The organism is Sandarakinorhabdus sp. (assembly GCF_040398645.1).
In the GTDB taxonomy this organism is placed as follows: Bacteria; Pseudomonadota; Alphaproteobacteria; order Sphingomonadales; family Sphingomonadaceae; genus Sandarakinorhabdus.
Window position 1 is genome coordinate 57666 of sequence record NZ_JBBATR010000008.1, and the last position, 10946, is coordinate 68611.

Consider the following 10946-nt stretch of genomic DNA (forward strand, 5'->3'; position numbering starts at 1 on the left):
AGATTAGGGACCGGATCGGGCAGATTCTGGTCAATATCGATGAGGGAATTTGCATGCGCCGCGGGATTATTTTGGCAGGCGGATCCGGAACCCGCCTCTATCCACTGACACGGCCGGTATCCAAGCAATTGATGCCGGTTTACGACAAGCCGATGATTTATTACCCATTGTCGGTTTTGATGCTGGCGGGCGTGCGCGATATCATGCTGATCACTACCCCGGCCGATGCCCCGGCGTTCGTCAATCTGCTGGGTGATGGCAGCCAGTGGGGCATCAACATCCACTATGCCGAGCAGCCGCGCCCGGAAGGCCTGGCGCAGGCCTATCATATCGGCGCGGATTTTGTCGGCAATGACCCGTCGGTGCTGATCCTGGGCGACAATATCTTCCACGGTCACGGCTTGCCCGAATTGCTGGCCATGGCGGACGCCCGCGATGCCGGCGCGACGGTGTTCGGCTATTATGTCAAGGATGCCAGCGCTTATGGAGTTGTGTCGTTCGATGCCCACGGCCGCGCGCTGACCATCGAGGAAAAGCCGGTGAAACCGAAGAGCAATTTCGCCGTGACCGGCCTGTATTTCTATGATGGCGATGCCGCCGCCCTGGCCCGCGACCTGAAACCGTCGCCGCGCGGCGAACTCGAAATCACCGATCTTAACCGGCTGTATCTCGAAGCTGGCAAGCTTGTTGTGGAATTGATGGGCCGCGGCTTTGCCTGGCTGGATACCGGCACCCACGGCTCGCTGCTCGATGCCGCGCTGTTCGTCCGCATTGTCGAGGAGCGCCAAGGCCTGAAAATTGCCTGCCCCGAAGAAATCGCATGGCGCAAGGGTTTCATCACCGACGAACAGCTGGCGCGGATTGCGCAGCCGCTGAAGAAATCCGGTTATGGCATCTATTTGCTCGAGCTGCTGGAGCACGGCAAGTGAAGGTCAGCGAAACCGGCCTGCCCGGCGTGCTGCTGATCGAACCGCGCGTGTTCGGCGATGCGCGCGGCTTTTTCCTCGAAAGCTGGAACGCCCGCAGCTTTGCCGACAATGGCCTCGATATGGATTTCGTGCAGGACAATCATAGCCGGTCAGCGCGCGGCGTGCTGCGCGGCCTGCATTATCAGATGCTCAATCCGCAGGGCAAATTGGTGCGCGTGACCCGCGGCGCTGTTCATGATGTGGCTGTGGACATGCGCCGGTCATCGCCGCATTTCGGCAAATCATTCGGCGTCGAATTGAGCGAAGACAATCACCGCATGCTGTGGGTGCCGCCCGGTTTTGCGCATGGCTTTCTGGTACTAAGCGAAACAGCTGATTTTCAATACAAGGTGACGCAGTTTTACGATCCGTCCGACGAACGCTCGCTGCGTTGGGATGATTCGGCACTGGGCATCGCATGGCCCGATGTCGGCACGGCCCCGACGCTTTCGGGCAAGGATGGCGCAGCACCCCTGCTTGCCGATGCGGAGTTGTTCGCATGAAAGTGCTCGTTGCGGGCAGCGGCGGGCAACTGGGCCGCGCCCTGGCTGCGACCGCGCCGACCGGCGTTACGTTGATCGCGCCGCCTGAAGCCGAATTTGATATTTGCAACGCCAGCGAGGTCGCCGCCGTGGTCGCCGCCACCGCGCCTGATCTGGTGGTAAATGCTGCAGCCTGGACGGCGGTTGACAAGGCCGAGGCCGAGGAAGCGGCTGCGCTGGCGGTGAATGCCACCGCGGTGGGCTATCTGGCTGCTGCTGCTGCCGGCTGCGGTGCCCGCTTTGTGCAAGTGTCCACCGATTATGTATTCGACGGCGAAGCCTGCCGGCCGTATGCGCCAGACACACCGCCAGCGCCGGCCAGCGCCTATGGCCGCACCAAGCTGGCCGGGGAATTTGCAGCGCAAGCGCAGCATCCGGCGCCGCTGATCATCCGCACCGCCTGGGTTTATGCAGCGGCCGGCAATAATTTCGTGCGCACCATGCTGCGCCTGATGGCGGAGCGGGACGAAGTGCGCGTGGTGGGCGACCAGATCGGCACACCAACCCATGCCGCCAGCCTGGCCCGGGCCATTTGGGGCCTGCACAGCCACAGCGGCGTTTTTCACTGGACAGATGCCGGCGTGGCCAGCTGGCATGATTTTGCCGTCGCCATTCAAGACGAAGCGCTGGCGCTGGGCCTGCTGACCCGCCGCGTGCCGGTGATTCCGATCCCCTCCAGCGCTTATCCAACCCCGGCGCGCCGGCCGGCCTGGAGTGTGCTGGACAAAAGCAGCAGCTGGGCAATAACCGGCCCGGCCCGGCACTGGCGGCACGAACTCGTCGATTGCCTGCACGCCATGGCCCAAACTGATCCTGGAAAAGCATCCACATGACCAATTTGCTCGTCACCGGCGGCGCCGGCTTCATCGGTGCCAATTTCGTGCATTATTGGCGGCAGCATCATGGCGATGACGCCATTGTCGTCCTGGATTCGCTTACATATGCTGGCAATCGAGCCAATCTGGCCGGCGCGGATCAGGTGAATTTCGTGCACGGCGATATCCGCGACACGGCGCTGGTGGAACGGCTGCTCAGTGAACACGCCATTGACACGATCGTGCATTTTGCCGCCGAAAGCCATGTCGATCGTTCGATCCATGCCCCGGCCGCCTTTGTGGACACCAATGTGATCGGCACGCTGTCGCTGCTCACGGCGGCGCGCAGCATCTGGCTGGCGGGCAGTGGCCGCCCGCACCGTTTTCACCATGTTTCGACCGACGAGGTGTACGGCACGCTGGGGCCGCACGATCCGGCCTTCAGCGAAACCACCGCTTATGCCCCCAACAGCCCCTATTCGGCCAGCAAGGCCGCCAGCGACCATCTCGTGCGCGCCTGGCATCACACATATGGGCTGGATACCGTCACCAGCAATTGTTCCAACAATTATGGCCCGTATCAATTCCCCGAAAAATTGATCCCGTTGTTCCTGATCAATGCGCTGCATGGCCGGGCGCTGCCGATTTACGGCGATGGCCAGCAGGTGCGCGACTGGCTGCATGTCGAGGATCATTGCCGGGGTATCGAAGCCTGCCTGCTCAAGGGCCGGGTCGGCGAAACCTACAACATCGGCGGCGGCGCCGAACTGCCCAATCTAACCGTGATCGACACGCTGTGCGCGGCGGTGGATGCGGCATTTGCGGCCGATCCAGCCCTGGCCGCGCGCTTCCCGGATGCGCCGGCCGCCAAGGGTCTGCCAACCAACAGCCTGAAAACATTCGTGACCGATCGTCCCGGCCATGATCGCCGCTATGCCATCGATGAAACCAAGGCCCGCGCCGAGCTTGGCTATGCGCCGGCGCGCAGCTTTGCGCAGGGCTTTGCCGAAACGCTAGGCTGGTATCTTGCCAATGAAGGCTGGTGGCGGGCTGTGCTGGACGGCAGCTACCGCGATTGGGTTGCGGCCAATTATTCGGGGCGCGGCTGACCGGTTTTGATATTGCGGCGGGCTCGTAGCTGCTAACCAAAGCCGTGCCGCGCCCCCTGCCCCATTTGAGACTGTCGATCCTGCGCGAGTTTCTGACCAACCAGGCCAGTGGCGGTCAGATCCTGATGTTTTCTGCTGCCGCAGCGATGTTTGCAGCCAATTCCGTTTTATCAGACCAATATTTTGGCCTCCTCCATGTCGAACTTGGCCCGATGAGCCTGCTGCACTGGATCAACGATGCGCTTATGGCGTTGTTTTTCCTGCTTGTTGGCTGTGAGATCAAACGCGAATTTGTCGATGGCGAAATGGCCAGCTGGCCGCGGCGCATATTGCCTGGCGCGGCGGCGCTGGCCGGCATGGCTGTGCCGGCGCTGGTGTTTCTGGCCGTAAACCGCGGTGTGCCGGGCAATATGAACGGCTGGGCGGTCCCCACTGCCACCGATATTGCCTTTGCGCTGGGCGTGCTGGCGCTGCTGGGCAACCGGGTGCCGGGCAGCCTGAAATTGCTGCTGACGGCCATTGCCGTGATTGATGATCTGGGGGCGGTTGTCGTGATTGCGCTGGTGTATACCGAGGGCGTCGATGTGAATGCACTGGCTGTTGCAGTGGCATTGTGTGGGGTTCTGCTGGCGCTCAGTGTCCGCAATGTGCAAGCGGTGTGGGCTTATGTGGTGGTTGGTGCCGCGCTGTGGGCCGCGCTGCATGCCAGCGGCATCCACGCCACACTGGCCGGCGTGATCACGGCACTGGCCCTCCCGCTGCAGCGGACACCGGGCCAGCCCGAGCACCGCGAAAGCCCGCTGCTGCGCGTCGAACATGCGCTGGCCTCCTGGGTCAGTTTTGCGATTGTGCCGCTGTTCGGCTTTGCCAACGCCGGTGTCGATCTGCGCGGGCTGACAGCAGCGCAGGCCCTTGATCCGCTCGTGCTTGGCATTGCGGCCGGCCTGGTGCTGGGCAAGATGATCGGGATTTTCGGCGCTGTCATGGCGCTGGTGCGGCTGAAGATCGTCGATATGCCAGCGGGCGCCAGCATGCGGCAGCTGTGGGGCATGGCGCTGCTCTGCGGCATCGGCTTTACCATGAGCCTGTTCATCTCGGCCCTGGCCTTCGGCGAAGGCAGCGCTCAGGAAAATGCCGCCAAGCTGGGCATCATCGCCGGCAGCCTGATTGCAGCGCTGCTGGGCGCTGCCGTTCTGTCAGGCAGCCGACGACAAACATGAACTGGCTGAAGCGCTTCCCGCATTATACGGCCTTCGCCGGCCTGATGGCGATACTGCTGGCCCTATTGCCGCAAATCATGCCCCGTGACACGGCGTTGCTGCTGGCCTTTGACGCCTCGGTCATCGCCTTTCTCGTGGCCCTTGCAGTGCGGATGCGACCAGCAACTCCCGCAATGTTGCGTGCCCGCGCTGCCGAACCTGGGCATGCCGTTTTGCGCGTCATGGCGCTTCTGGTGCTGGCCGTCGTGCTCGTCGGGTTGGCGGCGGAGCTGCGAAGCGGTGATCGCGATCCAGACATCCTGCTGCTGGCCGCCGGATCACTCACAATGGCATGGCTCTTCGCCAACAGCCTGTTTTCTCTGCATTACATGCACTTGTTCTACGAACCTGTCGGCAAGAGCATCAGCGGCGGGCTTGAATTTCCTGGCGACGATGTCGATCCGGATTTCAGTGACTTTCTTTATTTCGCCTTCACCATCGGCATGACCTTCCAGGTGTCAGACGTGGTGATCACCACCCGTGCCATTCGCCGGGTCGTATTGGTCCACGGTATGCTGGCCTTCGCCTTCAACATCGCGGTGATCGCCCTCACGGTCAGCCTGGTTGCCAGCGCATTGGCCTGAGCGTCATCAGCCGAGATTGGCGCGCAGCATCCACGCGGTTTTTTCGTGCACCTGCATGCGCTGCGTCAGCAGATCGGCGGTCGGCTCATCACTGGCGGCATCGGCGGCGGCAAAAATGCTGCGCGCGGTGCGCACCACGGCCAGTTGATCATCCGCCAGGATCCGCACCATGTCGGCGGCGGCCGGCACGCCATCGGCTTCGGCGATGGACGACAGCGCGGCATAGGCCGAATAGCTGCCCGGCGCGGGCTCACCCAAGGCGCGAATCCGCTCGGCGATCAGATCGACGGCCAGCGACAATTCCGTATATTGGCCTTCAAACATCAGATGCAGTGAATTGAACTGCGGGCCAGTGACATTCCAGTGAAAATTGTGGGTTTTGAGATACAGGGTATAGGTATCCGCCAGCAGGCGTGACAAACCGGCAGCGATGGCCCGGCGCTGATCATCGGGCATGCCCAGATCGATTTGCGCAGCCTGCTCTTTTTTCTTGGTCATCTTCATTCTCCGTTCGTTGAGCGCTTATGGCCAAACCGCCAAAGGGCGTCCACCGGGTTTTTCCGATGAACGCCATTGGTTTTGCTCATTGACCAGTTACTGGCAGACAACCCGATTGCGATCTGACCTTTCGCCAATCACCGCGCCCAGGCTGCCGCCGATGATGCTGCCCAGCAGCTTGGAGCCGCCCGGTGCGATCACATTGCCCAGCGCGCCGCCGGCAAGGCCGCCGATGATCAGGCCCGTGCTGCCGTCGCTGCGCCGGCAATAATAGCGGTTGTCATAACCGCGCCATACCGGATCGTTGCGGCCAAGCACGACGGGGCGGTAATTGCCCTGGCCATTGCCCTGCCGATAAAATTGCTCGGCATGCCAATCCTGCCCACGCCAGCCATCGCGCTGCCAGCCAGGGCCGCTGCGATTGCCATCATTCCAACGGTTGTCATTCCAACGGTTGTCATTCCGGCCATCGCCATAGGACTGCGCATAACCGCGGCCACCGCCCCACTGGCTGCGCGCCAGATCCTGGCGTTCGCGCTGCAAATCGCGTTCGGCGCGGCGCAGTTCGCGGCTTTCCTCGCGGATGTCACGCGGATTGCCGAACTGCTGGGCGCGGTACAGATCCTGCCGCTCGTCAAACACGCGCTGCGCTGCGCGGGACACGTCGCGGCGGTCTTCCCGGCGCTCGCGGCGGTCATCGTCGCCGGCAAATGCCGGGGCGGCCACCAGCAGCGTGGCCATCATCATCATGCCCGTGCGTTTCATCGTCTGTCTCCTCTTTTGGTAACAAGAGGTCATATCGCACAGCCTGTGTGTGGGTTTTCTGAACGATGTTGTTATCGGCTGTTCATAAAGTCGCTAGAGCGCCCACAGCGGCGTTTTTGACAGCTCGCCCGGCACTTCGCGCACAAAGCGCGGCACCAGATAACCCGGCAGCATCCTGCGCAAATCCGCTTCGATATCCCGCGCCATTTCAGTGCCCACGTCAAAATGCGCGGTGCCGGCCACCGGATCGGTAAGGTGCATATAATAAGGTAGCACGCCGCAGGCCAGCAGCCGCCGGCAATGCCCTGCAATCACCTCGGCAGCATCGTTCACACCGGCCAGCAACACCGATTGATTGAGCAAGGTGGCGCCGGCAGCGCGCAGCCGCAGCAGCGCACCGCGAACGTCATCCGAAAGCTCGTTGGCGTGGTTGCTGTGCAGCACGATAACCGTCTGCAGCCGTGACGCGGCGATCATCTCCACCAGTGCATCCGTTACCCGCGCCGGGATCACCACCAATGTGCGGCTGTGCAGGCGCAGCGTGTTGACGTGCGCGATGCCGGCGATGCCTGCCGCCAGCGCCGCCAGCCGCGCATCGGACAGGCTGAGCGGATCACCGCCCGACAATATCACTTCATCAATCGCCGGATCAGCGGCAATCGCCGCCAGCGCCGCCGCCTGGCCCGATGCCGGCAGCGCCGCTGCGCCGTAATCATAATGGCGGCGAAAACAATAGCGGCAATGCACGGCGCAGGCGCCGCTGGCGATCAGCAGCGCGCGGCTGCGATATTTGCGCAGCAGGCCCGGCGCGGCGCGATAATCGGCCTCCTCCAGCGGATCGGTCAACCGCCCCGGCTGCGGCCACGCCTCCTCCCCGCGCGCCAGCACCTGCGCCAACAGCGGATCGGCTGGATCGCGGGCACGGATTTGCGCCAGGAAATGCGGCGGCACCAGCACGGGAAAATCGGGATCGGCAATCACGCCGGCCGCAAAATCGCCCGGCGTCAGCTGCAAATGCGCCAGCAGATCGGCGGTGCTGATCCGCGCCGCCCGCGCCTGCGCCTGCCAATCGCCGATTGCGGGCACGCTCCGCTCAGCGGTATCAATTTGTAAAAACGTCATGGAAGTCTGGTCCCGCCAAATATGGTCGTCAGCCTATGGCTGCATCGCGCCGCAATTGTGCCGCCATAGCTGCACGGCGAAGCAGCCTGCGCCATCGGTCCATGTGTGCGCCGGCGTCCAGCCGCTGGCCTGGGCCATCAGCCGGGTATCAGCCAGTGTCCATTTGTAGCTGTTTTCGGTGTGGATCGTCTCACCGGCTGCCATGGTGAATGCCTGCCCGGCCGCGGTAAAATCCGTGTCGCAGCGGGCGACCAGATGCATCTCGATACGGCCGAGATCGGCGTTCCAGACGGCGCTGTGCGCAAAATGCGCCACCCGCACCGTGCCGCCCAGTTCGCGATTGATGCGGTGCAGCAGGTTGCAATTGAAGGCAGCCGTAACGCCGGCGGCATCGTCATAGGCCGCCTCCAGCACGGCCACGGATTTGCCCGGCCCCGGCGCCAGATCGGTGCCGATCACCAGCCAGCTGTCTGGCCCCAGCAGCTGCGCAAAGCCGCGCAGCAGATCGATGGCCGCGCCGGGCGCCAGATTCCCCAGCGTCGATCCGGGGAAAAAGCCCAGCCTTGGCAGCGCGGCCACCGCCGCCGGCAGCGCAAAGGCCTGGGTGAAATCGGCCAGCACCGGCAGGATCGCCAGATCGGGAAACTGCAAGCCCAGCGCAGCCGCCGATTGGTTCAGATAGGCGCCGGATATATCGACAGGCACATAGGCCGCCGCGTGCAGCGGCCGCAGCAGCAGCGGGGTTTTCGCCGATGATCCCGATCCGAATTCCACAAGTGCGCGCCCCGGCCCAATCGCGGCCGCAATCGCAGCGCCATGATCAGCCAAAATCGCAGTTTCGGTGCGGGTGGGATAATATTCGGGCAGCTGCGTTATCGCTTCGAACAGCTGCGAGCCGGCTTCGTCGTAGAAATAGCGGGCCGGGATGATTTTTTGCGGCTGCGCCAATCCCGTGCGCACGGCCAATTCGAACGCATTGGCGGCACAATCGGCTGCAACTGGCCCGGCAGGTTCAAACATCTCAAGCATCCCTTGCAAGGCGCAGGCCGGTGAATTGCCAGCGCTGCTGCGGCGCGAAGAAATTGCGCACGCTGGCCCGTGAACTGCCGCGCGGCGTGGCGCAGCTGGCGCCTTTCAGCACCATCTGGCCGCTCATGAACTTGCCATTATACTCACCCACCGCGCCCGGCGCCGGCCGAAATCCGGGATGCGGCAGGAATGCCGATGCCGTCCATTGCCAGCAATCGCCGAACAGGCCCTGACTGGTGCTGCCGGGCCGCACGGCTGCCGCGCTGTCCAACTGGTTGCCGGCCGCTGCGTCATCGCATCCTGCTGCCACCTCCCATTCGGCCTCGGTCGGCAGGCGTGCGCCGGCCCAGGTGGCAAACGCATCGGCTTCATACCAGTTGATGTGCGTCACCGGCGCGTGCGGTGCCAGCGGCTGCCGCCCGGCCAGCGTCATGCTGGTCCAGCCATCGTCGCTAGCCTGCCAGCGCAGCGGCGCGGCAATTCCGCTGCGCTGCACCCAGGCCCAGCCGTCCGACAGCCAGAGCCGCGGATCGGCATAGCCGCCATCGGCGATGAAGGCCTGCCATTCGGCATTGCTCACCAAAGTGCTGGCCAATTGCCAGGGGCGCAGCAGCACATCGTGCGCCGGCCCTTCGCAATCAAACGCAAAACCGTTGCCGGCGTGGCCGACGCGCACAATGCCGCCGGCATGATGCTGCCAGCCGCTTGCGCGCGGCATCAGGTTGATCGGCGGGGCGGGCAGATAGGCCGGTTCCAGCGGGTTGGCCGCAAACAGATCCAGAATATCGGTCAGCAGCAATTCCTGATGCTGCTGCTCGTGATTGATGCCCAATTCCACCAGCGCCAGCGCCGCCGGGTTCAGCCCCGGCAACGCGGCCGCCAGCGCAGCATCGACATGGCCGCGCCACGCCAGCACATCCGCCAGCGCCGGCCGGGTGAGCATGCCGCGCCGATCACGCGGATGGCGCGGGCCAACCGCTTCGTAATAGCTGTTGAACAGATAGGCGTAGCGCGGATCATACGCCCGATAACCCGGCACATCGGCGAGCACGAATGTTTCAAAAAACCAGCTGGTGTGCGCCAGGTGCCATTTTGCCGGCGAGGCATCGGGCATGGATTGCACGCTGGCATCGGCATCCGACAGCGGCGCCGCCAATGCCGCCGTCAGGCTGCGCGTGCGCGCGAAGGCTGCCAGCAATGCTGCTGGGTCAAGGCGGTCAAGGGCGTAAATGCCGGTGTTGGTGGCCATGCGGCGGGGCCTTCCCGGTCAATCAGTGGTTTGTGGCGGTATTAAGCGGACGGTGCCTGACCGGCTGAGCCTTGCCCGCGCACCCTCAAATGTAGCGGCGTGATATCGCGGTCAGATCGTCGGCCAGATCATAGACCATCGGTTGGCCGGTGGGGATTTCCTCGTGGACGATGTCGTCATCCGACACGCCGGACAGATGCTTGACCAGCGCGCGCAGGCTGTTGCCGTGGGCAGCGATGATCACGCGCTTGCCGGCCTTCAGCTGCGGGGCAATCTCGGCCTTGAAATAGGGCAGCACGCGGGCGATGGTGTCTTTCAGGCTTTCGGCGACCGGGATGGCGATGCCGGCATAGCGGCGATCGGTGGAGAGATCGAACGGGCTGCCGGTTTCCAGCGGCGGCGGCGGCACATCGAAACTGCGCCGCCACTCCAGCACTTGCGCTTCGCCGTGTTTGGCGGCGGTTTCGGCCTTGTCCAGCCCGGTCAGGCCGCCATAATGGCGTTCGTTCAGGTGCCAATCCTTGATGACCGGCACCCACATCTGGCCCATGGCATGCAAGGCGATGCCCAAGGTTCGGATGGCACGCGTTTGCAGGCTGGTGAACGACATATCAAAATCGATGCCGGCAGCTGCCATTGCGACACCTGCGGCACGCGCTTCGGCGACACCCTTGTCGGTCAGATCGACATCCCACCAGCCGGTGAAGCGGTTTTCAAGGTTCCACTGGCTCTGGCCGTGGCGAAGCAGGACAAGCGTAGGCATGGCCGCCTCTTAGCGCAGTCCGCCGGCCATGCCAGCAGGATTTCACCCCGAAGCCCGGTTCAAAGCGCCGCGTCGTCCAGTTCCCCGGTGCGAATGCGAACGGCGTGGCCGATGCTGGACACGAAGATCTTGCCGCTGTCTGCGTTGGCGCTGCTGCTGGCCAGAAGGATGGAATCGACCAGCCGCGCCGTGTCTGCATCCTCAACGACAACATCGATCTGCAAATTGGCTGACAGCTTCAAA

At 63.4% G+C, this 10946-nt stretch carries 13 protein-coding genes; 6 read left to right on the top strand and 7 right to left on the bottom strand.

All coding sequences use genetic code 11. The features are described 5' to 3' along the window. Positions 1–53 precede the first annotated feature (53 nt). The 6 genes from rfbA to ABWP50_RS03505 all read left to right on the top strand — a co-directional run bounded on the left by rfbA (position 54) and on the right by ABWP50_RS03505 (position 5277). Entirely contained in the window at positions 54–929 is an 876-nt protein-coding gene (rfbA, locus tag ABWP50_RS03480; RefSeq protein WP_353216597.1) for a glucose-1-phosphate thymidylyltransferase RfbA, read from the top strand. Next, positions 926–1471, top strand: coding sequence for a dTDP-4-dehydrorhamnose 3,5-epimerase (gene rfbC / locus ABWP50_RS03485; RefSeq protein WP_353216598.1), 546 nt, complete (start codon positions 926–928; stop codon positions 1469–1471). Before rfbA ends, rfbC begins: the two co-directional genes overlap by 4 nt. Further along, positions 1468–2343 carry a dTDP-4-dehydrorhamnose reductase gene (gene rfbD, locus ABWP50_RS03490; protein ID WP_353216599.1) on the top strand — a complete coding sequence of 292 codons (876 nt, stop codon included), beginning with the start codon at positions 1468–1470 and terminating at the stop codon, positions 2341–2343. The genes rfbC and rfbD overlap by 4 nt, the downstream gene beginning before the upstream one ends. Continuing rightward, positions 2340–3434, top strand: coding sequence for a dTDP-glucose 4,6-dehydratase (gene rfbB / locus ABWP50_RS03495; protein ID WP_353216600.1), 1095 nt, complete (start codon positions 2340–2342; stop codon positions 3432–3434). The genes rfbD and rfbB overlap by 4 nt, the downstream gene beginning before the upstream one ends. Before the next feature lie 65 nt (positions 3435–3499). Beyond that, positions 3500–4654, top strand: a complete 1155-nt coding sequence (gene nhaA / locus ABWP50_RS03500) for a Na+/H+ antiporter NhaA (protein WP_353216601.1) — start codon at positions 3500–3502, stop codon at positions 4652–4654. After that, positions 4651–5277, top strand: coding sequence for a DUF1345 domain-containing protein (locus tag ABWP50_RS03505; RefSeq protein WP_353216602.1), 627 nt, complete (start codon positions 4651–4653; stop codon positions 5275–5277). The genes nhaA and ABWP50_RS03505 overlap by 4 nt, the downstream gene beginning before the upstream one ends. Before the next feature lie 6 nt (positions 5278–5283). Here ABWP50_RS03505 and ABWP50_RS03510 read toward each other — a convergent pair whose 3' ends face one another. From ABWP50_RS03510 to ABWP50_RS03540, 7 genes are all read right to left on the bottom strand, one after another. Next, complete coding sequence (locus ABWP50_RS03510; protein ID WP_353216603.1) at positions 5284–5775, bottom strand: Dps family protein; 492 nt, start codon at positions 5773–5775, stop codon at positions 5284–5286. A 96-nt stretch (positions 5776–5871) separates the two neighbouring features. Continuing rightward, on the bottom strand, positions 5872–6540 hold the full coding sequence (locus ABWP50_RS03515; RefSeq protein WP_353216604.1) for a hypothetical protein: 669 nt from the start codon (positions 6538–6540) through the stop codon (positions 5872–5874). Positions 6541–6633: 93 nt separating this feature from the next. Next, complete coding sequence (gene epmB / locus ABWP50_RS03520) at positions 6634–7662, bottom strand: EF-P beta-lysylation protein EpmB (RefSeq protein ID WP_353216605.1); 1029 nt, start codon at positions 7660–7662, stop codon at positions 6634–6636. Positions 7663–7695: 33 nt separating this feature from the next. Next, the gene (egtD, locus tag ABWP50_RS03525; protein ID WP_353216606.1) at positions 7696–8682 is read right to left on the bottom strand and encodes an L-histidine N(alpha)-methyltransferase; all 987 of its coding nucleotides are present in this window, start codon (positions 8680–8682) and stop codon (positions 7696–7698) included. A gap of 1 nt (position 8683) precedes the next feature. After that, complete coding sequence (gene egtB, locus ABWP50_RS03530; RefSeq protein WP_353216607.1) at positions 8684–9940, bottom strand: ergothioneine biosynthesis protein EgtB; 1257 nt, start codon at positions 9938–9940, stop codon at positions 8684–8686. A gap of 85 nt (positions 9941–10025) precedes the next feature. Next, on the bottom strand, positions 10026–10703 hold the full coding sequence (gene gpmA, locus ABWP50_RS03535; RefSeq protein WP_353216608.1) for a 2,3-diphosphoglycerate-dependent phosphoglycerate mutase: 678 nt from the start codon (positions 10701–10703) through the stop codon (positions 10026–10028). Between the two features lie 59 nt (positions 10704–10762). Further along, positions 10763–10946: P-II family nitrogen regulator (locus ABWP50_RS03540; RefSeq protein ID WP_353216609.1), on the bottom strand; the 184-nt coding region annotated here is incomplete at its 5' end.

What these genes read in the sequence shown, in the direction of transcription:
- egtD (WP_353216606.1), bottom strand. Translation starts at nt 8,682, where the DNA reads ATGTTTGAACCTGCCGGGCCAGTTGCAGCCGATTGTGCCGCCAATGCG.
- rfbD (WP_353216599.1), top strand. Translation starts at nt 1,468, where the DNA reads ATGAAAGTGCTCGTTGCGGGCAGCGGCGGGCAACTGGGCCGCGCCCTG.
- ABWP50_RS03510 (WP_353216603.1), bottom strand. Translation starts at nt 5,775, where the DNA reads ATGACCAAGAAAAAAGAGCAGGCTGCGCAAATCGATCTGGGCATGCCC.
- rfbA (WP_353216597.1), top strand. Translation starts at nt 54, where the DNA reads ATGCGCCGCGGGATTATTTTGGCAGGCGGATCCGGAACCCGCCTCTAT.
- rfbB (WP_353216600.1), top strand. Translation starts at nt 2,340, where the DNA reads ATGACCAATTTGCTCGTCACCGGCGGCGCCGGCTTCATCGGTGCCAAT.
- ABWP50_RS03515 (WP_353216604.1), bottom strand. Translation starts at nt 6,540, where the DNA reads ATGAAACGCACGGGCATGATGATGATGGCCACGCTGCTGGTGGCCGCC.
- ABWP50_RS03505 (WP_353216602.1), top strand. Translation starts at nt 4,651, where the DNA reads ATGAACTGGCTGAAGCGCTTCCCGCATTATACGGCCTTCGCCGGCCTG.
- egtB (WP_353216607.1), bottom strand. Translation starts at nt 9,940, where the DNA reads ATGGCCACCAACACCGGCATTTACGCCCTTGACCGCCTTGACCCAGCA.
- gpmA (WP_353216608.1), bottom strand. Translation starts at nt 10,703, where the DNA reads ATGCCTACGCTTGTCCTGCTTCGCCACGGCCAGAGCCAGTGGAACCTT.
- epmB (WP_353216605.1), bottom strand. Translation starts at nt 7,662, where the DNA reads ATGACGTTTTTACAAATTGATACCGCTGAGCGGAGCGTGCCCGCAATC.